27 protein-coding genes and 2 tRNA genes are annotated in these 24,765 nt (G+C 53.4%); 21 read left to right on the forward strand and 8 right to left on the reverse strand.

Annotated features, from left to right (window positions below):
- Window positions 1-12: 12 nt before the first annotated feature.
- The gene (locus tag ABR39_RS15820) at window positions 13-990 is read right to left on the reverse strand and encodes a calcium/sodium antiporter (RefSeq protein WP_047347696.1); all 978 of its coding nucleotides are present in this window, start codon (window positions 988-990) and stop codon (window positions 13-15) included.
- 227 nt (window positions 991-1,217) lie between these two features.
- Here ABR39_RS15820 and mlaF point away from each other — a divergent pair, with 227 nt between their 5' ends.
- The 7 genes from mlaF (at window position 1,218) to murA (ending at window position 6,011) form a co-directional block, all read left to right on the forward strand.
- The gene (mlaF, locus tag ABR39_RS15825; protein WP_047347697.1) at window positions 1,218-2,030 is read left to right on the forward strand and encodes a phospholipid ABC transporter ATP-binding protein MlaF; all 813 of its coding nucleotides are present in this window, start codon (window positions 1,218-1,220) and stop codon (window positions 2,028-2,030) included.
- Window positions 2,031-2,037: 7 nt separating this feature from the next.
- Complete coding sequence (gene mlaE / locus ABR39_RS15830) at window positions 2,038-2,820, forward strand: lipid asymmetry maintenance ABC transporter permease subunit MlaE (protein ID WP_047347698.1); 783 nt, start codon at window positions 2,038-2,040, stop codon at window positions 2,818-2,820.
- A gap of 4 nt (window positions 2,821-2,824) precedes the next feature.
- Window positions 2,825-3,373, forward strand: coding sequence for an outer membrane lipid asymmetry maintenance protein MlaD (mlaD, locus tag ABR39_RS15835; protein ID WP_047347699.1), 549 nt, complete (start codon window positions 2,825-2,827; stop codon window positions 3,371-3,373).
- 18 nt (window positions 3,374-3,391) lie between these two features.
- Complete coding sequence (gene mlaC / locus ABR39_RS15840) at window positions 3,392-4,027, forward strand: phospholipid-binding protein MlaC (protein ID WP_047347700.1); 636 nt, start codon at window positions 3,392-3,394, stop codon at window positions 4,025-4,027.
- Window positions 4,027-4,320, forward strand: a complete 294-nt coding sequence (gene mlaB / locus ABR39_RS15845) for a lipid asymmetry maintenance protein MlaB (RefSeq protein ID WP_047347701.1) — start codon at window positions 4,027-4,029, stop codon at window positions 4,318-4,320. The genes mlaC and mlaB overlap by 1 nt, the downstream gene beginning before the upstream one ends.
- A gap of 126 nt (window positions 4,321-4,446) precedes the next feature.
- Complete coding sequence (gene ibaG, locus ABR39_RS15850) at window positions 4,447-4,701, forward strand: BolA family iron metabolism protein IbaG (protein WP_008501458.1); 255 nt, start codon at window positions 4,447-4,449, stop codon at window positions 4,699-4,701.
- 50 nt (window positions 4,702-4,751) lie between these two features.
- On the forward strand, window positions 4,752-6,011 hold the full coding sequence (gene murA / locus ABR39_RS15855; protein ID WP_047347702.1) for a UDP-N-acetylglucosamine 1-carboxyvinyltransferase: 1,260 nt from the start codon (window positions 4,752-4,754) through the stop codon (window positions 6,009-6,011).
- Between the two features lie 61 nt (window positions 6,012-6,072).
- Here murA and sfsB read toward each other — a convergent pair whose 3' ends face one another.
- Complete coding sequence (sfsB, locus tag ABR39_RS15860; protein WP_047347703.1) at window positions 6,073-6,360, reverse strand: DNA-binding transcriptional regulator SfsB; 288 nt, start codon at window positions 6,358-6,360, stop codon at window positions 6,073-6,075.
- A 229-nt stretch (window positions 6,361-6,589) separates the two neighbouring features.
- A complete protein-coding gene (ispB, locus tag ABR39_RS15865; RefSeq protein WP_047347704.1) occupies window positions 6,590-7,561 on the reverse strand; it encodes an octaprenyl diphosphate synthase in 972 nt (323 codons plus the stop codon).
- A gap of 257 nt (window positions 7,562-7,818) precedes the next feature.
- Between ispB and rplU the strand changes: the two genes are divergently transcribed.
- The 4 genes from rplU to cgtA all read left to right on the forward strand — a co-directional run bounded on the left by rplU (window position 7,819) and on the right by cgtA (window position 10,659).
- Entirely contained in the window at window positions 7,819-8,130 is a 312-nt protein-coding gene (gene rplU / locus ABR39_RS15870; RefSeq protein ID WP_003025032.1) for a 50S ribosomal protein L21, read from the forward strand.
- A 19-nt stretch (window positions 8,131-8,149) separates the two neighbouring features.
- Window positions 8,150-8,407 (forward strand): 50S ribosomal protein L27, encoded by a 258-nt coding sequence (gene rpmA, locus ABR39_RS15875; protein ID WP_004385076.1) that lies wholly within the window; start codon window positions 8,150-8,152, stop codon window positions 8,405-8,407.
- Between the two features lie 95 nt (window positions 8,408-8,502).
- The gene (locus ABR39_RS15880; RefSeq protein ID WP_047347705.1) at window positions 8,503-9,468 is read left to right on the forward strand and encodes a DMT family transporter; all 966 of its coding nucleotides are present in this window, start codon (window positions 8,503-8,505) and stop codon (window positions 9,466-9,468) included.
- 15 nt (window positions 9,469-9,483) lie between these two features.
- Window positions 9,484-10,659, forward strand: coding sequence for an Obg family GTPase CgtA (cgtA, locus tag ABR39_RS15885; protein ID WP_047347706.1), 1,176 nt, complete (start codon window positions 9,484-9,486; stop codon window positions 10,657-10,659).
- A gap of 34 nt (window positions 10,660-10,693) precedes the next feature.
- Here the strand turns inward: cgtA and pmrB are convergent, their stop codons facing one another.
- Genes pmrB through dacB form a run of 3 tightly spaced genes read right to left on the reverse strand, consistent with a single transcriptional unit; the run spans window position 10,694 to window position 13,832 of the window.
- Window positions 10,694-11,737 (reverse strand): two-component system sensor histidine kinase PmrB, encoded by a 1,044-nt coding sequence (gene pmrB / locus ABR39_RS15890; protein WP_047347707.1) that lies wholly within the window; start codon window positions 11,735-11,737, stop codon window positions 10,694-10,696.
- A complete protein-coding gene (pmrA, locus tag ABR39_RS15895; protein ID WP_047347708.1) occupies window positions 11,734-12,396 on the reverse strand; it encodes a two-component system response regulator PmrA in 663 nt (220 codons plus the stop codon). The genes pmrB and pmrA overlap by 4 nt, the downstream gene beginning before the upstream one ends.
- 2 nt (window positions 12,397-12,398) lie before the next feature.
- A complete protein-coding gene (gene dacB, locus ABR39_RS15900) occupies window positions 12,399-13,832 on the reverse strand; it encodes a serine-type D-Ala-D-Ala carboxypeptidase (protein ID WP_047347709.1) in 1,434 nt (477 codons plus the stop codon).
- A 227-nt stretch (window positions 13,833-14,059) separates the two neighbouring features.
- Between dacB and greA the strand changes: the two genes are divergently transcribed.
- Window positions 14,060-14,536 (forward strand): transcription elongation factor GreA, encoded by a 477-nt coding sequence (greA, locus tag ABR39_RS15905; protein ID WP_047347710.1) that lies wholly within the window; start codon window positions 14,060-14,062, stop codon window positions 14,534-14,536.
- A 151-nt stretch (window positions 14,537-14,687) separates the two neighbouring features.
- Here greA and yhbY read toward each other — a convergent pair whose 3' ends face one another.
- On the reverse strand, window positions 14,688-14,981 hold the full coding sequence (gene yhbY / locus ABR39_RS15910) for a ribosome assembly RNA-binding protein YhbY (RefSeq protein WP_003861814.1): 294 nt from the start codon (window positions 14,979-14,981) through the stop codon (window positions 14,688-14,690).
- Window positions 14,982-15,108: 127 nt separating this feature from the next.
- Here yhbY and rlmE point away from each other — a divergent pair, with 127 nt between their 5' ends.
- The 6 genes from rlmE (at window position 15,109) to ABR39_RS15940 (ending at window position 20,701) form a co-directional block, all read left to right on the forward strand.
- The gene (rlmE, locus tag ABR39_RS15915; protein ID WP_010436004.1) at window positions 15,109-15,735 is read left to right on the forward strand and encodes a 23S rRNA (uridine(2552)-2'-O)-methyltransferase RlmE; all 627 of its coding nucleotides are present in this window, start codon (window positions 15,109-15,111) and stop codon (window positions 15,733-15,735) included.
- A gap of 102 nt (window positions 15,736-15,837) precedes the next feature.
- Window positions 15,838-17,772, forward strand: coding sequence for an ATP-dependent zinc metalloprotease FtsH (ftsH, locus tag ABR39_RS15920; protein ID WP_010436002.1), 1,935 nt, complete (start codon window positions 15,838-15,840; stop codon window positions 17,770-17,772).
- 98 nt (window positions 17,773-17,870) lie between these two features.
- Window positions 17,871-18,719 (forward strand): dihydropteroate synthase, encoded by an 849-nt coding sequence (folP, locus tag ABR39_RS15925; RefSeq protein WP_047347711.1) that lies wholly within the window; start codon window positions 17,871-17,873, stop codon window positions 18,717-18,719.
- Window positions 18,712-20,049 carry a phosphoglucosamine mutase gene (gene glmM / locus ABR39_RS15930; RefSeq protein WP_047347712.1) on the forward strand — a complete coding sequence of 446 codons (1,338 nt, stop codon included), beginning with the start codon at window positions 18,712-18,714 and terminating at the stop codon, window positions 20,047-20,049. The genes folP and glmM overlap by 8 nt, the downstream gene beginning before the upstream one ends.
- Window positions 20,050-20,272: 223 nt before the next feature.
- The gene (gene secG / locus ABR39_RS15935; protein WP_023333590.1) at window positions 20,273-20,605 is read left to right on the forward strand and encodes a preprotein translocase subunit SecG; all 333 of its coding nucleotides are present in this window, start codon (window positions 20,273-20,275) and stop codon (window positions 20,603-20,605) included.
- Window positions 20,606-20,614: 9 nt separating this feature from the next.
- A tRNA-Leu gene (locus ABR39_RS15940) sits at window positions 20,615-20,701 on the forward strand.
- Window positions 20,702-20,854: 153 nt separating this feature from the next.
- Here the strand turns inward: ABR39_RS15940 and argG are convergent.
- On the reverse strand, window positions 20,855-22,201 hold the full coding sequence (gene argG, locus ABR39_RS15945) for an argininosuccinate synthase (RefSeq protein ID WP_047347713.1): 1,347 nt from the start codon (window positions 22,199-22,201) through the stop codon (window positions 20,855-20,857).
- A 287-nt stretch (window positions 22,202-22,488) separates the two neighbouring features.
- On the opposite strand from argG, the gene ABR39_RS15950 reads away from it, so the two are divergent.
- The 3 genes from ABR39_RS15950 (at window position 22,489) to nusA (ending at window position 24,756) form a co-directional block, all read left to right on the forward strand.
- Window positions 22,489-22,565, forward strand: a tRNA-Met gene (locus ABR39_RS15950).
- 207 nt (window positions 22,566-22,772) lie between these two features.
- Window positions 22,773-23,225: a ribosome maturation factor RimP gene (gene rimP, locus ABR39_RS15955; protein WP_032639709.1), complete on the forward strand. Its 453-nt coding sequence runs from the start codon at window positions 22,773-22,775 to the stop codon at window positions 23,223-23,225.
- A gap of 28 nt (window positions 23,226-23,253) precedes the next feature.
- On the forward strand, window positions 23,254-24,756 hold the full coding sequence (gene nusA, locus ABR39_RS15960; protein WP_029739628.1) for a transcription termination factor NusA: 1,503 nt from the start codon (window positions 23,254-23,256) through the stop codon (window positions 24,754-24,756).
- Window positions 24,757-24,765 lie beyond the last annotated feature (9 nt).

A 24,765-nucleotide genomic window follows, 5' to 3' on the forward strand; every position in this document is an offset into this window, starting at 1 on the left:
ATGCGTTTCCGTTTACCCAGAGAGAAGAGGCGAGAGCCAGTACAGCATCGCCATCCATACGATAAATCCACCCGTCAACAGCGCGCCTGCGCCTTTGCCAATCTGTCGTTGCCGCCGCCAGCAGAGCAGGGCAAATATCACGCTGACCAGCAGCATCACGCCGTAATCACGTGAGAACGCCAGGGGGTTAAAGGGCCCTGGCGTAATCAGGGCCGGCAGGCCCATCACAATGGCAATATTAAAAATATTGGAGCCGATGATATTACCAATGGCAATGTCATCCTCACCTTTCCGTGCCCCCGCAATGGCCGTGGCCAGCTCCGGCAGGCTGGTGCCGATGGCAATAACCGTCAGGCCTATGGTCAGTTCACTCATAGCGAAATAGTTCGCCAGCACCGTCGCGTTATCCACGACCATGCGCGTTGCCATCGGCATGATGATCAGCGCAACGCCAAGCCAGAGCAGGGCAACAGGCAGCGTGCCTTCTCGCGGAAGCTCGGCGACCTGCTCACGCGTGAGGCTATCCTGGCCCTGTTTTTCAGCCAGACGGGCGATTTTAACACTATACAGCAACCAAATGACGGCCAGCGCCAGCAGGAAAATCCCGTCGCTGACGCTCAGTTCGCCATCATAAAATACGCATCCTGCCAGCAGGCTTACGATTAACATTAGCGGCAATTCACGGCGCAGAACATCAGAATGCACGCGAAATGGATGGAGCAGTGCCGCCAGGCCTAAAATCAATAATATGTTGACGATATTGGAGCCAATCGCGGTGCCTACCGCCAGGTCTAACTGGCCGTGCAGCGATGCCGTGACAGAGACGATGATTTCAGGGAGTGACGTTCCCACACTGACAACGGTCATCCCGATGACGACAGGCGGTACGCCAGTCAGGCGACACAGGATAGATGCAGCAAACACTAAACGGTCAGCACTGTAGACCACCAAAAGTAAACCAATTATTAACAGTGCTGTTGCTAAAAGCATCAAAAGTCCTTTCTTCAGGTATACTCGTCGGTCCATCGCACGGGAATGGCTGGACTGTATACAGTCTGAGGCGTAACGAATTCCTAATTTTGACTTTATGCGCCGGAAAAGTAAAACAAATGCCAGCTTTCGCTAACCTCTCCAGCCAATATTCTGTAAAAATGTGGGGTTTAGGGCTGATTTAAGCTTCACGCTTCGCATGAAGCAGGGCAAGAAAGGAACCGTAAATGAGCCAAACGCTGGCGAATATAGTCGATGTCCGTGGAGTGAGTTTTTCTCGCTCCAACAGATTGATATTTGATGATATTTCGTTGACCGTACCGCGTGGCAAGATCACTGCCATCATGGGGCCGTCCGGGATCGGTAAAACGACCCTGCTGCGCCTTATTGGTGGGCAGATCCCACCTGATAGCGGTGAAATCCTCTTTGATGGCGAAAACATCCCGGAGATGTCACGCTCGCGCCTGTATACTGTTCGCAAACGTATGAGCATGCTCTTTCAGTCAGGAGCCTTGTTCACTGATATGAACGTTTTTGATAACGTGGCCTATCCGCTGCGCGAACATACCAGCCTGCCGCCTGCGTTGCTGAAAAGCACGGTGATGATGAAGCTTGAGGCCGTCGGTTTGCGGGGGGCGGCGAAACTGATGCCTTCGGAACTCTCCGGCGGTATGGCGCGCCGCGCCGCGCTGGCGCGAGCCATTGCATTAGAACCCGATTTAATCATGTTCGACGAACCGTTCGTTGGGCAGGATCCCATCACGATGGGCGTGCTGGTGAAGCTCATCTCTGAACTGAACAGCGCGCTTGGCGTAACCTGCATCGTGGTTTCTCACGATGTACCGGAAGTATTGAGCATCGCCGATTACGCTTATATCGTGGCGGACAAAAAGATCGTTGCACACGGTAGTGCTCAGGCGCTGCAGGAAAATTGCGATCCGCGCGTGCGGCAGTTCCTTGACGGTATTGCCGATGGCCCGGTGCCGTTCCGCTACCCGGCGGGCGACTATCGTGACGATTTACTGGGAATAGGGAGTTAAGCCACTCATGCTGTTAAATGCGTTGGCCGCTCTCGGACACCGTGGCATAAAAACCATCAGGACGTTCGGGCGTGCCGGATTGATGTTATTCAACGCGCTGTTCGGCAAGCCGGAATTCCGTAAGCACGCCCCTCTGCTGGTGCGGCAGCTTTATAATGTCGGCGTGCTGTCGATGCTCATCATCATCGTTTCCGGCCTGTTTATCGGTATGGTGCTTGGGCTGCAGGGCTACCTTGTGCTGACAACCTACAGTGCGGAAACCAGCCTCGGGATGCTGGTGGCGCTCTCGCTGCTGCGTGAACTGGGGCCGGTTGTGGCGGCGCTGCTGTTCGCCGGGCGCGCGGGGTCGGCATTAACGGCTGAAATTGGCCTGATGCGTGCGACCGAGCAGCTCTCCAGCATGGAGATGATGGCGGTCGATCCGCTGCGTCGCGTGATCTCACCGCGTTTCTGGGCTGGCGTGATCTCTTTACCGCTACTGACTATTCTGTTTGTCGCCGTGGGTATCTGGGGCGGTTCGCTGGTTGGCGTCCACTGGAAAGGCATTGATGCCGGTTTCTTCTGGTCCGCCATGCAGGACGCCATTGACCTGCGAATGGATCTGGTTAACTGTCTGATTAAAAGCGTGGTATTTGCCATTACGGTCACCTGGATTGCCTTGTTCAATGGTTACGATGCCATCCCGACGTCGGCAGGCATCAGCCGTGCAACTACACGTACCGTCGTACATTCGTCGCTGGCCGTACTGGGTCTGGATTTTGTGCTCACCGCACTGATGTTTGGGAATTGAATTCATGCAAACGAAAAAAAATGAAATTTGGGTCGGCATATTCCTGCTACTGGCGCTGCTGGCCGCGCTGTTTATCTGTCTGAGAGCGGCGGATATCACGTCTGTGCGTACCGAGCCGACGTATCGCATCTATGCCACCTTCGATAATATCGGCGGGCTGAAGGCCCGTTCACCGGTCCGTATTGGCGGCGTGGTGATCGGACGCGTATCTGACATTACGCTTGATGAGAAAACTTACCTGCCACGCGTCGCGATGGATATCGAAGAGCGTTACAACCATATTCCGGACACCAGTTCCCTTTCGATCCGGACTTCGGGCCTGCTGGGCGAACAATATCTGGCGCTTAACGTCGGTTTTGAAGACCCTGAGCTGGGAACGACTATCCTTAAAGACGGTAGCGTCATCCAGGATACGAAGTCCGCGATGGTGCTGGAGGATATGATTGGTCAGTTCCTTTACAACAGTAAAGGGGATGAGAAAAAATCCGACGCTGCCCCTGCGCAGAGCGAAGATCATACCAACGTCGCACCGACACCTGGCACGACGAATTAATTTCAGGAGAAGTCATTCATGTTTAAACGACTGTTAATGGTTGCCATGCTGGTCATTGCCCCTCTCACCGCTGTGCATGCTGCGGATCAGAGTAACCCGTACAAACTGATGGATGAAGCGGCGAAGAAAACCTTCGACCGTCTTAAGAACGAACAGCCTAAAATTCGTGCTAATCCTGATTACCTGCGTGACGTCGTTGATCAGGAACTGCTGCCGTATGTGCAGATCAAATACGCGGGTGCGCTGGTGCTGGGCCGCTATTACAAAGACGCGACCCCTGCGCAGCGTGATGCCTACTTTGCCGCGTTCCGTGAATACCTGAAACAGGCTTACGGTCAGGCGCTGGCGATGTACCACGGTCAGACCTACCAGATTGCGCCTGAGCAGCCGCTGGGCGATGCGACCATCGTGCCTATCCGCGTGACGATCAACGATCCTAACGGTCGCCCGCCGGTTCGCCTGGATTTCCAGTGGCGTAAAAACAGCCAGACCGGTAACTGGCAGGCGTATGACATGATTGCCGAAGGGGTAAGCATGATCACCACCAAACAGAACGAGTGGAGCGACCTGCTGCGTACCAAAGGCATTGATGGCCTGACCGCACAGCTGCAGTCCATTTCTCGTCAGAAAATTAGCCTGGACGAGAAGAAGTAATGTCACAGCAACTCAGCTGGTCGCGTGAAGGCGAGACATTAAAGCTGTCCGGTGAGCTGGATCAGGATCTGCTGAACCCCTTGTGGGACAAACGCCATGAAGCCATGCAGGGCGTGACGCTTATCGACTTAAGCGACGTCACGCGGGTCGATACGGCAGGTGTTGCGCTGCTTGCCCATCTGATTGCCGTGGGGAAAAAGCAGGGGGGGAGCGTCATGCTTCATGGCGCGAGCGATAATGTGGTTACCCTTGCGCAGCTCTACAATCTCCCTCAGGACGTACTGCCTCGTTAATATTTTCAGTGCGTTACTTCTGAAAGCCCTGACTGTTTCATCGTCGGGGCTTTTTGCTTGTTTAAGACGACGCCACTTTGCTCTAAGATGTTGGGCTTGTTTTCACTATCAGATGATTAAGAACCCATGGAAAATCATGAAATCCAGACAGTGCTGATGAATGCACTCTCCCTTCAGGAAGCCCACGTCACTGGCGATGGCAGTCACTTCCAGGTTATTGCTGTGGGTGAGATGTTCGACGGTATGAGCCGTGTGAAGAAGCAGCAGGCTGTGTACGCGCCGCTGATGGAATATATTGCGGATAACCGCATTCACGCCCTGTCGATTAAAGCGTTCACCCCGCAAGAGTGGGCACGCGATCGCAAACTAAACGGTTTTTGAGCTGAGGGCGACAGGCCCGCAGCACGGTTGAATTTATAAGAGAGCACACAATGGATAAATTTCGTGTACAGGGGCCAACGCGTCTCCAGGGCGAAGTCACAATTTCTGGCGCGAAAAACGCCGCGCTGCCAATCCTTTTTGCTGCGCTGCTCGCGGAAGAGCCGGTAGAAATTCAAAACGTACCGAAGCTGAAAGATATCGACACCACCATGAAGTTGCTCACCCAGTTGGGCACTAAAGTCGAGCGTAATGGTTCCGTCTGGATCGACGCCAGCAACGTGAACAACTTCTCTGCCCCTTACGATCTGGTGAAAACCATGCGTGCTTCCATCTGGGCGCTTGGTCCGCTGGTGGCGCGTTTTGGCCAGGGGCAGGTTTCACTGCCGGGCGGTTGCGCTATCGGTGCGCGTCCGGTTGACCTGCATATCTTTGGTCTGGAAAAACTGGGCGCAGAGATCAAGCTGGAAGAAGGTTACGTCAAAGCGTCCGTCAACGGGCGTCTGAAAGGCGCGCACATTGTCATGGACAAAGTGAGCGTGGGCGCAACGGTCACCATTATGTCTGCGGCGACGCTGGCAGAAGGCACCACGATCATCGAAAACGCCGCGCGCGAACCGGAAATTGTGGATACCGCCAACTTCCTCGTGGCGCTGGGTGCGAAGATCTCCGGTCAGGGTACTGACCGCATCACCATCGAAGGCGTTGAGCGTCTGGGCGGCGGTGTTTATCGCGTACTGCCGGACCGTATCGAAACCGGTACTTTCCTGGTGGCTGCGGCGATCTCTGGCGGTAAAATTGTCTGCCATAATGCACAGCCTGACACCCTGGACGCGGTGCTGGCGAAGCTGCGTGATGCGGGTGCGGATATCGAAATCGGTGAAGACTGGATCAGCCTGGATATGCATGGCCAGCGTCCAAAAGCGGTCAATGTACGTACGGCGCCGCATCCGGCGTTCCCGACCGACATGCAGGCGCAGTTCACCCTGCTGAACCTGGTCGCCGAAGGTACCGGCTTCATCACTGAAACCATTTTCGAGAACCGCTTCATGCACGTACCGGAACTGATCCGTATGGGTGCACATGCAGAAATCGAGAGTAATACTGTGATTTGCCATGGCGTTGAGAAACTGTCTGGCGCTCAGGTGATGGCCACCGATCTGCGTGCGTCTGCAAGCCTGGTGCTGGCGGGTTGTATCGCGGAAGGCACAACGATTGTGGATCGTATTTATCACATCGATCGTGGTTACGAACGTATCGAAGATAAACTGCGCGCGCTGGGTGCGAATATCGAGCGTGTGAAGGGCGAGTAATCGTTCCGGCAGCCCCCTGCCAGAAATGACCGGGGGGTTGCTGTTCCTGTCAAAAAACGCATTATTCCTGCGTTTCTTTCTTTGCCTTTCTCTGGCGAATCATCCGCGATCTGTCGATAAATTCATGGGTTACGGGATCGTGGTAGCGCGAAGGCCAAATGACCCACGGATGCGTATCCAGTGCCGTTGCGATAATTAACTCTCCTTTAGGCCAGGGGCGGGTCAGAGCGTTTGCAAGGGTTGAAGAACTCAGTCCATGGCGGCGGGACTCTGCAGCCAGTGAAGTGCCTCTTTTGCGCAGTGCCGCAATGATATCAGCCGTGTGCCAGTCGATAAATTTCGTATCCATAACGCTGTCCTTAAGTTCGGATTCACCTACGCCGTTTCTTCTGAAACGACGGGCTTACTATACCCATTTCAAACTGTTGTTCTAAAAAGTTCGCGTTACTTGAAGGGATATTCAGAATAAGGAATGGCTTTATTCATGCGGTCTCTAAACCGATAAATTTACATGAATAGGTAATTTACTGGGGTGTACTGGAATCTCCCCGCGATGGCGCGGGGAGAAACAAGGGGGGTTAACGGTCGCGCTGAACGGCGATGTGGGCCAGGCCAATTAGCGCATCGCGCCATGGGCTGTCGGGAATAACCTGCAGTGCAGCGATGGCTTTATCCGCTTCTTCTTCCGCGCGCTGGCGCGTCCACTCCAGAGATCCGCAGATGGCCATGGTTTCCAGTACAGGTTCCAGAAGATGGCGGCCATTTCCCTGCTCAATCGCTTCACGGATCATTTTCGCCTGGTCGGCAGTTCCGTTGCGCATAGCATGAAGCAGCGGCAGGGTCGGTTTGCCTTCGTTCAGGTCATCACCCACGTTTTTGCCGAGCGTCTCGCCGTCCGCACTGTAGTCCAGCAAATCGTCAATCAGCTGGAATGCAGTACCCAGATAACGGCCATAGTCCTGCAGCCCTTTTTCCTGTGCCTCGGTACAGTCCGCCAGAATGCCGGAGCACTGGGCGGCTGCTTCAAACAGGCGCGCGGTTTTACTGTAAATCACGCGCATGTAGTTTTCTTCGGTGATGTCAGGGTCGTTGACGTTCATCAGCTGCAGCACTTCGCCTTCTGCAATGACGTTAACGGCTTCGGACATTACCTCCAGCACTTTCAGGGAACCCAGGCTGGTCATCATCTGGAAGGCGCGGGTATAAATAAAATCCCCCACCAGTACGCTGGCTGCGTTTCCGAAAGCGGCATTAGCCGTGGCTTTGCCACGACGCATATCCGATTCATCCACAACGTCATCATGCAGAAGCGTCGCCGTGTGAATAAATTCGATGAGTGCTGCGATCGTGATGTGGGCATTTCCCTCATAACCAACGGCTCTGGCAGCCAGAATGGCGATCATCGGACGAATGCGTTTACCGCCGCCGCTGACAATGTAATAGCCCAACTGATTGATCAGCTGAACGTCAGAGTTGAGTTGCTCCAGGATTGCTGCATTCACACCCGCCATATCTTGCGCGGTTAACTCGTTGATTTTTTCTAAATTCATCGCAAAAGCCGGGCTTTTTATCCTGTTGATCCCATCTACAATGGGGTAACGAAGGGTTTCGGTTTATCAATAGTAGTGCTGATTGTACTGAAAAAACGGCTCAGATAAACGTTACCGTACGCGTTGTGTTTTTTTTCTTCATGTATTGACGGTAGCACTTGTCAAAGGCTCGCGTTTTGCGTAATATTCGCGCCCTATTGTGAATATTTATAGCGCACTCTGAATCATACGAGGACGTGCGCGGAAGCGGAGTTTATATGTACGCGGTTTTCCAAAGTGGTGGTAAACAACACCGAGTAAGCGAAGGTCAGACCGTTCGCCTGGAAAAGCTGGACATCGCAACTGGCGAATCTGTTGAATTCGCAGAAGTTCTGATGATCGCAAACGGTGAAGAAGTCAAAATCGGCGTTCCTTTCGTTGATGGCGGCGTTATCAAAGCTGAAGTTGTTGCACACGGTCGTGGCGAGAAAGTTAAAATCGTTAAGTTTCGTCGTCGTAAGCACTACCGTAAGCAGCAGGGCCACCGTCAGTGGTTCACTGATGTGAAAATTACTGGCATCAGCGCCTAAGACCTGAGGAGAGATTTAAATGGCACATAAAAAGGCTGGCGGCTCCACACGTAACGGTCGCGATTCAGAAGCTAAACGCCTTGGCGTTAAGCGTTTCGGTGGCGAATCCGTTCTGGCGGGTAGCATCATCGTTCGTCAACGTGGTACCAAATTCCACGCTGGCAACAACGTAGGTTGCGGTCGTGACCACACTCTGTTTGCTAAAGCAGACGGTAAAGTGAAATTTGAAGTTAAAGGCCCGAACAACCGTAAATACATCAGCATCGTTGCTGAGTAAGGTTTTCTCGGTCCGGTAACGGATTAAAGCCCCGCAACGTGTTGCGGGGCTTTTTACATTGGAAACCCGGAAAATTTTCTGTAGGGAAAACGGGCATGAAGCAGCAGGCCGGCATAGGTATTCTTTTGGCGCTCACCACCGCAATGTGCTGGGGCGCGCTGCCAATTGCAATGAAGCAGGTACTGGAAGTGATGGAGCCGCCTACGGTGGTCTTTTATCGCTTTCTGATGGCAAGCATCGGCCTCGGGGCCATTCTGGCTGTCAAAGGTAAGCTTCCACCTTTGCGACTCTTCCGTAAACCGCGTTGGCTGGTGTTGCTGGCTATCGCGACGGGCGGTCTTTTTGGTAACTTCATCCTGTTCAGCTCTTCCCTGCAATACCTTAGCCCTACGGCGTCACAGGTGATTGGTCAGCTTTCACCCGTGGGCATGATGGTCGCCAGCGTCTTTATCCTTAAGGAGAAGATGCGCGGTACGCAGATTATCGGGGCGAGCATGCTGCTATGCGGTCTGGTGATGTTCTTCAACACCAGTCTGTTGGAGATTTTTACCCGACTGACGGATTACACGTGGGGTGTGATCTTCGGTGTCGGGGCAGCAACGGTCTGGGTGAGTTATGGCGTCGCGCAAAAGGTGTTATTGCGTCGACTTGCCTCACAGCAGATCCTCTTTTTGCTGTACACTTTGTGTACAATAGCATTGCTGCCATTAGCAAAGCCGGGTGTGATTACCCAGCTCAGCGACTGGCAACTGGCGTGCCTCATTTTTTGTGGGCTGAACACGCTGGTCGGTTATGGCGCGCTGGCCGAAGCAATGGCGCGCTGGCAGGCAGCACAGGTGAGCGCGTTAATTACGCTTACTCCGCTGTTTACGCTGTTATTTTCAGATTTGTTATCAATGGCCTGGCCCGATGTCTTCGTCAGACCGATGCTCAACCTGTTGGGTTATCTCGGTGCGTTTGTCGTGGTTGCGGGCGCGATGTATTCCGCCATTGGTCATCGTCTTTGGGGACGTTGGCGCAAAAATGAAGCGGTTGTAGTAGTCCCCCGCTCAGGCGAATGAGTTACGGAGAGTAAAATGAAGTTTGTTGATGAAGCGACGATCCTGGTCGTGGCTGGTGATGGCGGCAATGGTTGCGTGAGCTTCCGCCGTGAAAAGTATATCCCACGTGGCGGTCCTGATGGCGGCGACGGCGGGGATGGTGGTGACGTGTGGCTGGAGGCAGATGAGAACCTCAACACGCTGATCGACTACCGTTTCGAGAAATCCTTCCGCGCTGAACGTGGCCAGAACGGCCAGAGCCGTGACTGTACCGGGAAACGTGGAAAAGACGTCACCATTAAGGTTCCGGTCGGTACGCGTGTGATTGACCAGGGAACCGGTGAAACCATGGGTGACATGACCAAACACGGTCAGCGCCTGATGGTTGCGAAAGGCGGCTGGCACGGTCTGGGTAACAGCCGTTTCAAATCTTCCGTTAACCGTACGCCGCGTCAGAAAACGATGGGTACACCGGGCGATAAGCGCGATCTGCAGCTGGAGCTGATGCTTCTGGCAGACGTGGGCATGCTGGGTATGCCAAACGCCGGTAAATCGACGTTTATTCGCGCCGTCTCTGCTGCGAAACCAAAAGTGGCGGACTATCCGTTTACCACCCTGGTACCAAGCCTGGGCGTTGTCCGTATGGATAACGAGAAGAGCTTTGTGGTTGCCGATATTCCGGGTCTGATTGAAGGCGCGGCGGAAGGAGCGGGGCTGGGTATCCGCTTCCTGAAACACCTTGAGCGTTGCCGTGTACTGCTGCACCTCATCGATATCGATCCTATCGACGGTTCCGATCCGGTTGAAAATGCCCGTATCATTATCGGTGAGCTGGAAAAATACAGCGAAAAACTGGCGAATAAACCACGCTGGCTGGTCTTCAACAAGATCGACCTGATGGATAAAGCGGAAGCGGAAGCGAAAGCCAAAGCGATTGCAGAAGCGATGGGTTGGGAAGATAAATACTACCTGATCTCTGCGGCAAGCCAGGTTGGCGTGAAAGATCTGTGCTGGGATGTGATGACCTTTATCATCGAAAACCCAATTGTTCAGGCGGAAGAAGTTAAGCAGCCTGAAAAAGTCGAATTCATGTGGGATGACTACCACCGCCAGCAGCTCGAAGAGCTGGAAGCGGAAGAAGATGATGAAGACTGGGACGATGACTGGGATGAAGACGACGAAGAAGGCGTCGAGTTCATCTACAAGCACTAATATCTGTCCAAAGCCCCCATTATGGGGGCTTTTTTTATTCCAGCGTTGATGGCAACCAGCAGCTGGCGATTAAGCCGCCCTCAGCGCCATTTTCAAGCGTCAGCTTGCCGCGGTGGAGCTGCACGATGCGTTGCACGATACTCAGGCCCAGACCACTGCCACCGTAGCGCTGGTCAAGACGACGGAATGGCTCCGTAATTGACTGCCGGTGGGTTTCATCAATACCGGGCCCCTGATCGATAACGCTGACCTGAGTACCACCTTCGACTTCGTTTAATGTCACTTCAATCGTTGTCCCTGACGGGCTGTATCGTCCGGCATTCTCCAGCAGGTTTCGCAGCATCAGGCGCAGAAGCACTGCGTCTCCCTGAACCGTGAGCGCGCTCCTGGCCGGCCATATCACCGTATGCTCTTTGGCTTCATGCTCAAGACCAAGCGGCATAATGATATTGTCCGTCCAGTTAACGGTATCGTAGTGGCCGCCGGCCATTGCCTGTCCGGCCCGGGCCAGCATCAGCAGTTGTTCAACGGTATGCATGAGCTGATCGATGCGGCTGATTAACGTCGCGGCCTGTGGTGCGCCAGACTGCGCCATGAGCTCCAGATGGAGCCGGATCCCGGCAAGGGGCGTTCGCAGTTCGTGTGCGGCGTCTGCTGTGAAGAGACGCTCCTGCTGAATGGTATTATCCAGCCTGGCGAGTAACTGGTTCAGGGAAGTGGTGACCGCGCCAATTTCTTCCATGTCGGAATACATAGGGAGCGGGGTTAAGTTATCCGCCGAACGGTTAGCCAGGCTGGCGCGCAGTTTATTCAGGGGCCGGGTTATCCAGGTGACTGCCCAGAATGAAAACAGCAGCGTGAAACCGACCATCACCAGAGAAGGAACGAGAAGAGAGGCAATCGCTTCGCGGATCTCTTTCTCGACATGGTTATTGCGGGCTTTGGCAGACAACGTTTCACTGACCAGAAAACCAATCTGTTCACGGCTTTCATGCCACAGCCAGATAACGCTTATCAACTGGAAAAATAACAGAATGACCGCCAGCAACACCATCAGGCGCCGACGCATGCTGTTCATTTCTGGCTCTCCAGGCGATAGCCAACGCCACGGACGGTTTTGATCCTGTCTTTGCCGAGCTTACGACGCAGGTTGTGAATATGGACTTCAAGGGTATTTGACCCCGGATCGTCCTGCCAGGAGTAGATATCCTGCTGGAGGGTTTCTCTGTGCACCGTTTGCCCGCTGCGCATGATCAAACGCGTAAGCAGGGCGAACTCTTTTGGTGTCACCTCAACCGGTTGAGCCTGGCGCAGTACCTGCTGGGTTTGCAGATTCAGCGTAATATCGCCATCGGTGAGTAAGTTGTCACTGTGGCCCTGATAGCGGCGAATCAACGCGCGCACCCGGGCCTGCAACTCCGCAAGTGCAAAAGGCTTCACCAGGTAATCATCAGCACCGGCATCAAGGCCGGTGATACGATCTTCAATGGCATCGCGTGCCGTCAGGATTAATACCGGGTTGGCGATACCGCGACGTCGCCACTGGGTCAGGAGCGTGGCGCCGTCTTTATCAGGCAAGCCCAAATCGAGGATCACCAGACTGTATTCGCCGCTCTGAATCAGGGCATCCGCCTCCGCCGCCGTGCTGGCACAGTCGAGGGCATACCCTTCATTGGCCAGACCCAGCGCCAGCCCTTCCTGCAATAACAGATCGTCTTCAACTATGAGTAGTTTCATCGCTAGTTATTCTGATAAATGTCCTTATAGAGCCTGCTTTCGAAGCGAACAAGCGGAATACGGCGATTGCGCTGGTCGGTCGGTTCGACGGCATAGCCGGAAAGATACTGCACGAATGCCATGCGTTGTCCGCTGGCGGTAGTGATGAAGCCTGCAAGGTTGTAAACCCCCTGCAGTGAACCGGTTTTGGCAGATACTTTGCCATCCACACCGGCAGCGTGAAGCCCGGCGCGGTACTGCAACGAACCGTCATGACCGGCCAGTGGCAGCATTGAAATAAAGTTTAGCTCAGTGTCATGCTGTGCAATGTACTGAAGCACTTGCATCATCGTGGCCGGAGAGATCAAATTATGACGCGATAATCCGGAGCCATCGACGGCAATAGTATTACCCAGATCGATCCCTGCCTGCTGGCGCAGGATCTGACGAACCGCGTCTGAGCCCGCGCGCCAGGTTCCCGGCACGCCAAACCGTGCGTGACCAATCATGCGGAACACGGTGTCGGCAATCATATTGTCAGACTTTTTCAGCATGATTCGCAGCAAATCGTGCAGCGGCGGAGACTGCTTGCTGGCGATGACCGTGCCGGGCTGGTTGACCTGCGTCTGACGAAGCAACGTGCCGGAGTAGGTTATTCCCGCTTGTTTCAGCTCATCTTTCAGAATGGCGCCCGCGTAGCTGGCACCGTCCTGTATCGCAAAGGCCAGCGGCAGCGGATCGGCACGCTGCGTCAGGCAGCCGGTGAGTGTGAAGCGGTTAAGATCGCCTGGCACCACATCCAGTTCGCAATACTGTGCATCCGGGGAGCCCTTGGCCAGCGTGCGGACCTGGCTAAACATCGTGACCGGGTAGTAGGATGCTATGCGGATAAACGCTAAATCATCCGGCTTTGGCGCGCTGTAAAGCGAAACCGAGAAGCAGTTACGGTCAACAATCGCGGCGGCGGGTGGGGCGCTAAAGCATTGCGTCATATCGTTCCACGGCCAGCCTGGCGCTTTATCGTGGCTGGCAAAGATGGACGTATCTATCAGCACATTGCCATCAATCCTCTGCACGCCGGTTTTTTTCAGCACCGCAACCATATTGCGGATATCCTGGCGTTTAAAGGTCGGGTCACCGCCAAAGCGGGCGATAAGATCGCCTTTCAGTTCGCCACCCTCGACGTTACCTTTGGTCTCGAGTGTGGTGGTAAACCTGAAGTCAGGCCCAAGCTGAAGGAGGGCGGCAAGCGCAGTAATCACCTTCTGGGTACTGGCAGGCAGGGCCATCTGTTGACTATGGTAGTCAATCTCTGGCGTCTGCGCCCCGACCTTTTGCACCATCAAGGCAAGGTTGGCACCTGCGGGCAGTTGATTAATATACTCATCAACATTCGCGGCCTGAACGCTGAACGTTATACTGGTAGTCAATCCGATGATAAATCTGGAAAATCGCATAATCTCGCGCTAACAACCCGAAAACAAACCGTCATACTACGGTGCATAGCACTGCAAAGTAAACGATGACCCATAGTGAACTTCGCGGTAAAATGCATATCAAATTGAAAATTGCTGCTGACCTGGGGCGTTGCTCCCGGGTCGGTTTTCTTTTTGCTTCTGGCCTGCTCATGAGGGCCGGGGCAGGGAACACTGCTCCCAACAGGAATGTTTAAGAGGTATAACAAATGCAAGCTATTCCGATGACCTTACGTGGTGCCGAAAAACTGCGCGAAGAGCTGGATTTCCTGAAATCCGTTCGTCGTCCTGAAATCATCGCCGCTATCGCGGATGCGCGCGAGCATGGCGACCTGAAAGAGAACGCTGAATATCACGCCGCGCGTGAGCAGCAGGGCTTCTGTGAAGGGCGTATTAAAGATATCGAAGCAAAACTGTCCAATGCGCAGGTTATTGATATCACTAAGATGCCTAATAATGGCCGCGTGATTTTCGGTGCAACCGTTACCGTGCTTAACCTCGACAGCGACGAAGAGCAGACGTATCGCATCGTGGGTGATGATGAAGCAGACTTCAAACAGAACCTGATTTCGGTGAACTCACCGATTGCTCGCGGCCTGATTGGCAAAGAGCAGGATGATGTTGTCACCATCCGCACTCCAGGTGGTGAAGTGGAATACGAAATTATCAAGGTTGAATACCTGTAATTCGCCTCTCTGCTAAGATGTTGATACATTGTAAAGAAAAGAAAAAGGCCGCATAGCGGCCTTTTAACAACTCAAGGAGCATGGCATTTTGCTCACCTGCTGACAGAAATCCCTCGTTTAACACAGAAAATGTGTTTGATTCAGGATATCCTTAGCGTGGCAGCGAGATTTTGCGCTCTTTAGATGGGCGATAGAGCACCAGCGTTTTACCGATGACCTGTACATTACAGGCACCGGTTTCACGCACGATGGCTTCCACGATCAGGTTTTTAGTGTCTCTGTCTTCAGAGGCGATTTTCACCTTGATCAGCTCGTGGTGTTCCAGCGCTTGTTCAATCTCGGCAAGCACCCCTTCGGTCAAACCATTGTTGCCAAGCATAACTACAGGCTTGAGCGGATGTGCCAGACCTTTAAGGTGCTGTTTTTGTTTAGTACTCAGATTCATCGTATATTTTTGCTTACGTTGGGATTGAAAACGGTTCATTCTACCGCCATCTCCCTAATATCGCCAAACAGCAGCGTAGAAATTTACGCCAAAGGTAAGCAACGATGAACCCGGACGGAAATGTTAAATGACAGGTAAAAAGCGTTCTGCCAGTTCCAGCCGCTGGCTTCAGGAACACTTTAGCGATAAATATGTTCTTCAGGCGCAGAAAAAGGGGTTACGTTCCCGCGCCTGGTTTAAACTTGATGAAATACAGCAAAGTGACAAACTTTTTAAGCCGGGGATGACGGTTGTTGACCTCGGTGCAGCACCTGGCGGATGGTCCCAGTATGCGGTAACGCAGATCGGCGGAGCGGGCCGAATCATCGCATGCGATCTTTTACCAATGGATCCCATCGTCGGTGTCGACTTCCTTCAGGGCGACTTTCGTGATGAATTAGTACTGAAAGCGTTACTTGAACGTGTGGGTGACAGTAAGGTTCAGGTTGTCATGTCTGATATGGCGCCAAATATGTGCGGAACACCGGCGGTGGATATCCCCCGCGGCATGTATCTGGTGGAGCTAGCGTTAGAAATGTGTCGTGATGTACTAGCGCCTGGTGGTAGTTTTGTTGTGAAGGTGTTTCAGGGCGAAGGTTTCGAGGAGTACCTTAAGGAAATTCGCTCCCTGTTTGCGAAGGTCAAAGTTCGTAAGCCGGACTCTTCCCGGGCCCGTTCCCGAGAAGTGTATATTGTAGCGACCGGGCGAAAATGATAACCGGTGGATTTCAGGCGAAAGTTTGAATGAAACTGGATATAGAGTATCCTGACGCTGTTTTTAACACAGTTGTAATATGAGGTTAATCCCTTGAGTGACATGGCGAAAAACCTAATACTCTGGCTGGTCATTGCCGTTGTGCTGATGTCAGTATTCCAGAGCTTTGGGCCCAGCGAGTCGAATGGCCGCAAGGTGGATTATTCTACCTTCCTGCAGGAGGTCAATCAGGACCAGGTTCGCGAAGCGCGTATCAACGGACGTGAGATCAACGTTACCAAGAAAGATAGTAACCGTTACACGACTTACATCCCGGTGAACGATCCTAAGCTGCTTGATAACCTTCTGACCAAAAACGTCAAGGTGGTAGGTGAGCCGCCAGAAGAACCAAGCCTGTTGGCTTCTATCTTCATTTCCTGGTTCCCGATGCTGCTTCTTATCGGCGTCTGGATCTTCTTTATGCGCCAGATGCAGGGCGGCGGTGGCAAAGGTGCCATGTCGTTCGGTAAGAGCAAGGCGCGTATGCTGACGGAAGACCAGATCAAGACCACGTTCGCTGACGTCGCCGGGTGTGACGAAGCGAAAGAAGAGGTGGGTGAGCTGGTTGAATACCTGCGCGAGCCGAGCCGTTTCCAGAAACTGGGCGGTAAGATCCCGAAAGGCGTGCTGATGGTTGGCCCTCCGGGTACAGGTAAAACCCTGCTGGCGAAAGCCATTGCGGGTGAAGCGAAGGTGCCGTTCTTTACTATTTCTGGTTCTGACTTCGTAGAAATGTTCGTAGGTGTCGGTGCATCTCGTGTGCGTGACATGTTCGAGCAGGCCAAGAAGGCAGCACCGTGCATTATCTTCATCGATGAAATCGACGCCGTAGGCCGCCAGCGTGGCGCAGGTCTGGGCGGTGGTCACGATGAACGCGAGCAGACGCTGAACCAGATGCTGGTTGAGATGGACGGCTTCGAAGGTAACGAAGGTATCATCGTTATCGCAGCGACTAACCGTCCGGACGTACTTGACCCTGCGCTGCTGCGTCCAGGCCGTTTCGACCGTCAGGTTGTGGTCGGTCTGCCGGATGTTCGCGGTCGTGAACAGATTCTGAAAGTCCATATGCGTCGCGTACCGCTGGCGCCAGATATCGACGCGGCAATCATTGCGCGCGGTACCCCGGGCTTCTCCGGTGCGGACCTGGCTAACCTGGTCAACGAAGCAGCACTGTTTGCCGCTCGCGGTAACAAGCGCGTCGTGTCGATGGTGGAGTTCGAGAAAGCGAAAGACAAGATCATGATGGGCGCGGAACGCCGCTCCATGGTGATGACGGAAGCGCAGAAAGAGTCCACGGCATACCACGAAGCAGGCCACGCGATTATCGGTCGTCTGGTGCCGGAACACGATCCGGTGCATAAGGTGACGATTATTCCTCGCGGCCGTGCACTGGGTGTTACCTTCTTCCTGCCTGAGGGCGACGCGATCAGCGCCAGCCGTCAGAAACTGGAAAGCCAGATTTCTACCCTCTACGGTGGTCGTCTGGCGGAAGAGATTATCTACGGTGTTGAACATGTTTCTACCGGTGCGTCCAACGACATTAAAGTTGCGACAAACCTGGCGCGTAACATGGTGACGCAGTGGGGCTTCTCCGACAAACTCGGTCCGCTGCTGTACGCAGAGGAAGAGGGCGAAGTCTTCCTGGGCCGTTCTGTGGCGAAAGCGAAACATATGTCCGATGAGACGGCACGTATCATCGATCAGGAAGTTAAATCACTGGTTGAGCGTAACTATGCGCGTGCTCGCCAGATCCTGAACGACAATATGGACATCCTGCATTCGATGAAAGATGCGCTCATGAAATATGAGACCATCGATGCACCGCAGATTGACGACCTGATGGCGCGCCGCGAAGTGCGTCCGCCAGCGGGCTGGGAAGATCCAGGCGCGTCCAACAATTCTGACAATAATGGCACCCCGCGTGCGCCGCGTCCGGTTGATGAACCGCGTACGCCAAACCCGGGCAACACCATGTCAGAACAGTTGGGCGATAAGTAAGTCACTGCTGTTGAAGCATTTGTCCGTACCTCAAACCCTGGAGCTTGCTCCGGGGTTTTTCATTTCTGTTTAACCGTATAAATACCAGGGATTTCGCCATGAAATTATTCGCCCAGGACTCGCATCTCGATCTTTCACATCCTCATGTGATGGGGATCCTGAATGTTACCCCTGACTCCTTCTCTGACGGCGGCACGCATAACACGCTTATTGAGGCGGTTAAGCACGCAAATTTAATGATTAATGCAGGTGCCACCATCATTGACGTTGGCGGCGAATCGACGCGTCCAGGGGCGGCGGACGTGTCCGTGGAAGAAGAGCTGGCGCGCGTGGTGCCGGTGGTGGAAGCAATTGCACAACGCTTCGAAGTATGGATATCCGTAGACACTTCCAAACCTGAAGTGATCCGTGAAGTGGCGAGAGTGGGCGCTCACATTATCAATGATATTCGTTCACTCACTGAGCCGGGCGCGATTGAAGCGGCAGCGGAAACCGGGCTGCCCGTTTGTCTTATGCATATGCAGGGGCAGCCAAAAACGATGCAGGAAGCGCCGAAGTACGACGATGTCTTTGCCGACGTGAATCGCTTCTTTATTGAGCATATTGCACGCTGCGAACGTGCAGGTATCCCAAAAGAGAAATTGCTGCTCGACCCGGGGTTCGGTTTCGGTAAAAATCTCTCACACAATTATGCGCTGCTTGCGCGCTTGTCGGAATTTCATCACTTTGACCTGCCGCTACTGGTGGGGATGTCCAGAAAGTCGATGATTGGTCAGTTACTGAATGTTGGGCCAGGTGAACGCCTGAGTGGGAGTCTGGCCTGCGCGGTGATTGCGGCGATGCAGGGCGCACACATTATTCGTGTCCATGACGTCAAAGAAACAGTAGAAGCCATGCGTGTGGTAGAAGCCACACTGGCAGCGAAGGAAAACAAACGCTATGAGTAATCGTAAATATTTTGGTACCGATGGTATCCGTGGGCGTGTAGGCGATGCTCCAATCACCCCTGATTTTGTCCTGAAGCTCGGCTGGGCTGCTGGCAAGGTACTGGCGCGTCATGGTTCCCGTAAGATCATTATCGGTAAAGATACCCGTATTTCGGGCTATATGCTGGAATCTGCACTGGAAGCCGGTCTGGCGGCGGCTGGGCTTTCAGCCTCCTTTACTGGCCCAATGCCAACGCCTGCGGTCGCATACCTGACCCGCACCTTCCGTGCCGAAGCGGGGATTGTCATCTCAGCTTCTCACAACCCGTTCTATGACAACGGCATCAAGTTCTTCTCCATCGATGGCACCAAGCTGCCGGACGAAGTGGAAGAAGCAATCGAAGCCGAAATGGAAAAAGAGATCACCTGTGTTGATTCCGCAGAGCTGGGTAAAGCGAACCGTATTGTCGATGCGGCGGGTCGTTATATCGAATTCTGTAAAGGCACCTTCCCAAATGAGCTGAGCCTGGCGCACCTTAAAATTGTGGTGGACTGTGCCAATGGCGCGACCTATCACATCGCCCCGAATGTTTTCCGCGAGCTGGGCGCGAAGGTGATCACCATTGGCTGTGAGCCGGATGGTCTGAACATTAATGAGCAGGTCGGTGCGACTGACGTTCGTGCCCTGCAGGCGCGCGTTCTGGCGGAAAAAGCCGATCTGGGCATTGCGCTTGACGGCGACGGCGACCGCGTGATCATGGTCGACCACGAAGGCAATAAAGTCGACGGTGACCAGATCCTTTACATCATCGCGCGTGAAGGCCTGCGTCAGGGTCAGCTGCGCGGCGGCGCCGTCGGTACCCTGATGAGTAACATGGGCCTTGAGCTTGCACTGAAACAGCTCGGTATTCCGTTTGTCCGCGCGAAAGTAGGTGACCGCTATGTGCTGGAAAAACTGCAGGAGAAGGGCTGGCGTATCGGTGCAGAAAACTCCGGTCACGTGATCCTGCTCGACAAAACGACCACCGGAGACGGTATCGTGGCCGCGCTGCAGGTGGTTGCCGCGATGGCGCGCAACCACATGAGCCTGCACGACCTCTGCAGCGGAATGAAAATGTTCCCACAGATCCTGGTGAACGTGCGCTTCACTGCGGGCAAAGGCGATCCGCTGGAAAATGAGAACGTGAAAGCGGTAATGGCTGACGTTGAAGCGGCGCTGGGCAACCGTGGGCGCGTGCTGCTGCGTAAGTCTGGTACCGAACCGCTGATCCGCGTCATGGTGGAAGGTGAAGACGAAGCGCAGGTTAATGAGTTTGCACACCGTATTGCGGATGCTGTAAAAGCTGCATAATCTTGCACGCTAAATGTTTAAAAAGGCGGCTTTTGTCGCCTTTGTTTTAAGCAATTAATGGCTTTTTGCTGTTTTTTTCCGCAGTTGATACAATGCGTCAAAAATGCCCTTGCGAAGGTCATTCGCTTTGGTTAGTATTCACACCCGCTTCAGTGGGAAACAAAAATCCTGCTAATTGGTCGAAGCATTGGTATGCGGCAAATCCGCAAGGAACAGGTTGATTATGTACGAAGCTCTTTTAGTTATTTTCCTTATTGTAGCCATCGCTCTCGTAGCGCTGATTATGCTGCAGCAAGGTAAAGGCGCTGATATGGGAGCCTCCTTCGGAGCAGGCGCTTCCGGTACGCTGTTTGGTTCAAGTGGTTCTGCGAACTTCATGACCCGCACAACGGCGATTCTGGCTACGCTGTTCTTCATCATCAGCCTGGTGCTTGGCAATATCAACAGCAACAAGACCAGCAAAGGAAGCGAGTGGGAAAATCTGAGCGCGCCAGCAAAAACTGAGCAAACTCAGCCAGCTGCACCGGCTAAGCCGACCAGCGATATCCCGCACTAAGTATTCTGTACCGAGGTGGTGGAATTGGTAGACACGCTACCTTGAGGTGGTAGTGCCCTAACGGGCTTGTGGGTTCGAGTCCCATCCTCGGTACCAATATTCCAGAAGAAAGACGTCGCAAGACGTCTTTTTTTTCGTCTGTATATTGTGGTGGCGGCCAAAATGGCGGGTGGCGCTGCACTTACCCGCCCTACAAATACCAAATAAAAAAGGCGCCTGTTGGGCGCCTTTTGCATGTATTGCAGTCGATTACTTCTTATCGCTGTGTTCCAGGTTCTCAACCTGCGGCAGGCCGTTACCTGAGTTTGCGGAGAGCAGGCCATTCTCAACATAGTTGAACAGCTTCTCACGGGTATCGGTGATATCCAGGTTACGCATGGTCAGCTGACCAATACGATCGTCCGGCGAGAACACGGATTCACCTTTCTCCATGGTCAGACGCTCTGCTTTATAGGTCAGGTTGTCAGACACGGTATTCAGGATGGAGTAGTCGTTACCGCGACGCAGCTCCAGGGTAACTTCACCGGTGATCGCACTTGCTACCCAACGCTGCAGCGCATCACGCAGCATCAGCGCCTGCGGATCGAACCAGCGACCCTGATACAACAGTTTACCCAACTGGCGGCCATGAGAGTGATACTGCTCAATGGTGTCTTCGTTGTGAATACCAGTCAGCAGACGCTCGTAAGCGATGTGCAGCAGTGCCATTCCCGGGGCTTCATAGATGCCACGGCTCTTCGCTTCGATGATGCGGTTTTCAATCTGATCGCTCATACCCAGACCGTGACGACCGCCAATACGGTTAGCTTCCAGCATCAGCTCAACGTCATCAGAGAAGGTTTTACCGTTCAGCGCAACCGGATGGCCGCGTTCGAAACGCACGGTCACTTCTTCTGCCTGAATTTTGACATTCTCGTCCCAGAACTTCACGCCCATGATTGGGTTCACGATCTTCACGCTGGAGTTCAGGAACTCCAGGTCTTTCGCTTCGTGCGTCGCACCCAGCATGTTGGAGTCGGTGGAGTAGGCTTTCTCAACGGACATCTTATAGTCAAAACCGCAGGCGATCATAAACTCGGACATCTCATGACGACCACCCAGTTCGTCGATGAAGTCGGTATCCAGCCACGGTTTGTAGATTTGCAGTTCGGCGTTGGTCAGCAGGCCATAACGATAGAAGCGTTCGATATCGTTACCTTTATAGGTGCTGCCGTCGCCCCAGATGTTCACGCCGTCTTCTTTCATGGCGGCAACGAGCATGGTGCCGGTGACTGCACGGCCCAGCGGGGTGGTGTTGAAATAGGTCAGGCCGCCGGTGGTGTTATGGAAAGCACCACACTGAATAGCCGCAATACCTTCAGCGACCAGTTGTTTACGGCAGTCAATCAGGCGCGCGTTCTCTGCACCATACTCTTTAGCGCGACGAGGAATAGCATCATAGTCTTCCTCGTCCGGCTGACCCAGGTTCGCAGTATATGCATACGGAACCGCTCCCTTCTGGCGCATCCACAGCAGTGCAGCGCTGGTATCCAGGCCGCCCGAAAAAGCGATGCCAATACGTTGTCCTACAGGAAGATGCTTGAGAATCGTCGTCATAGAATAAAACCCTGCTTGATTGACTGATTAGAGACCGCTTTCGCTCTCTTGTGCATTTTTATGCAAAATAAGTGAGTATTCATTTAATCATCTTTTGGCGAAGACCGGAAGAGACTCATGCGTTTTTTGTAAAAATTTTGGTCTAATCGATCTGACGGAAGTCGCCTTGACAGGTGGGGTCAACTATCAATATACTAAACGCCGATTTTACGTCCCGTCTTCGGTACCAAATCCCAGCATTATTTGCAAATTCTGTCCAAAACGCGTAGAATTTGCCACGTTTCAGGCGCGGGGTGGAGCAGCCTGGTAGCTCGTCGGGCTCATAACCCGAAGGTCGTCGGTTCAAATCCGGCCCCCGCAACCACTTTCCCATAAAGTTCTTTTTCAAATATACTGTGAAGACTTAGAGCCTTCGTAGCTGGATTTGAAAAAATTCTTTCGGAGAGTGCTCCAGGCCACAGTTGTGGCTATAGGGTTCAGTTATCTAAAGCCCCGATTTATCGGGGTTTTTTGTTATCTGACTACAGAATAACTGGGCTTTACGCCCTTTTTTTATGTCTTGGGGGTGGGCTTGTCCACATTAGAGCAAAAATTAACAGAGATGATTACTGCACCGGTCGAAGCACTGGGCTACGAACTGGTCGGCATCGAATTCGTTCGCGGCCGTACATCGACGCTGCGCATCTATATTGATAGTGAAGATGGCATCAATGTTGATGATTGTGCTGATGTTAGCCACCAGGTGAGTGCGGTTCTTGATGTTGAAGACCCGATTACCGTTGCGTACAACCTGGAAGTTTCCTCACCTGGCCTCGATCGCCCGATGTTCACGGCCGAGCACTATGTGCGCTTTACCGGTGAAGAAGTGGCTCTCGTTCTGCGTATGGCCGTACAGAACCGCCGTAAATGGCAGGGAATTATCAAAGCCGTTGATGGTGAAATGATCACGGTGACAGTCGACGGCAAAGATGAAGTGTTCGCGCTGAGTAATATCCAGAAGGCGAACCTGGTTCCCCACTTTTAACAGTCTGGATTGAGGTGAAAAGCCCGCGATGAACAAAGAAATTTTGGCTGTTGTTGAAGCCGTCTCCAACGAGAAATCACTGCCGCGTGAGAAGATTTTCGAAGCGCTGGAAAGTGCACTGGCTACAGCAACCAAGAAAAAATACGAACAAGAGATCGATGTTCGCGTAGAAATCGATCGTAAAAGCGGTGACTTCGATACATTCCGTCGTTGGGTAATCGTTGAAGAAGTGACCCAGCCGACCAAAGAGATCACGCTGGAAGCGGCACGTTTTGAAGACGAAAGTCTGAACGTGGGTGAATACGTTGAAGATCAGATTGAATCTGTTACGTTTGACCGTATCACCACCCAGACCGCTAAACAGGTTATCGTGCAGAAAGTTCGCGAGGCCGAGCGCGCGCTGGTTGTCGATCAATTCCGCGATCAGGAAGGCGAGATCATCACTGGCGTGGTGAAGAAGGTGAACCGCGACAACATCTCCCTGGAGATCAAATCCGAAGGGTTGCCGGGTAACGCTGAAGCCGTGATCCTGCGTGAAGATATGCTGCCGCGTGAAAACTTCCGTCCAGGCGACCGTATCCGTGGTGTTCTGTACGCTGTGCGTCCAGAAGCGCGCGGTGCGCAGCTGTTCGTGACCCGTTCTAAACCAGAAATGCTGGTAGAACTGTTCCGTATCGAAGTACCGGAAATCGGCGAAGAAGTTATTGAGATTAAAGCGGCGGCTCGCGATCCGGGCTCCCGTGCGAAAATTGCGGTGAAAACCAACGACAAGCGTATCGACCCGGTCGGTGCTTGCGTCGGTATGCGCGGTGCGCGTGTCCAGGCAGTCTCTACTGAGCTGGGCGGCGAACGTATTGATATCGTTCTGTGGGATGACAACCCAGCGCAGTTCGTGATCAACGCAATGGCTCCAGCTGATGTGGCGTCTATCGTTGTTGACGAAGACAAACACACTATGGATATCGCTGTTGAAGCGGGCAACCTGGCGCAGGCAATCGGCCGTAACGGTCAGAACGTACGCCTGGCATCTCAGCTGAGCGGCTGGGAACTCAACGTTATGACCGTTGATGACCTGCAGGCTAAGCATCAGGCTGAAGCCCATGCGGCGATCGATACCTTCACTAAATACCTGGATATTGACGAAGATTTCGCCACTGTTCTGGTTGAAGAAGGTTTCTCTACGCTGGAAGAACTGGCCTATGTGCCAATGAAAGAGCTGCTGGAAATTGACGGTCTGGATGAACCAACCGTTGAAGCCCTGCGTGAACGCGCTAAAAACGCACTGACCACCCTGGCACTGGCTCAGGAAGAAAGCCTTGGCGATAAGAAGCCGGCTGATGACCTGCTGAATCTGGAAGGTCTTGATCGTGCGATTGCGTTCAAGCTGGCTGCCCGTGGTGTTTGTACGCTGGAAGATCTCGCTGAGCAAGGCGTTGATGACCTGGCTGATATCGAAGGTTTAACCGACGAGAAAGCCGGCGAGCTCATCATGGCCGCACGTAATATTTGCTGGTTCGGCGACGAAGCGTAATAAACTGTA

The sequence above is a fragment of the Enterobacter genomosp. O genome, assembly GCF_001022965.1.
Lineage (GTDB): Bacteria > Pseudomonadota > Gammaproteobacteria > Enterobacterales > Enterobacteriaceae > Enterobacter > Enterobacter cloacae_L.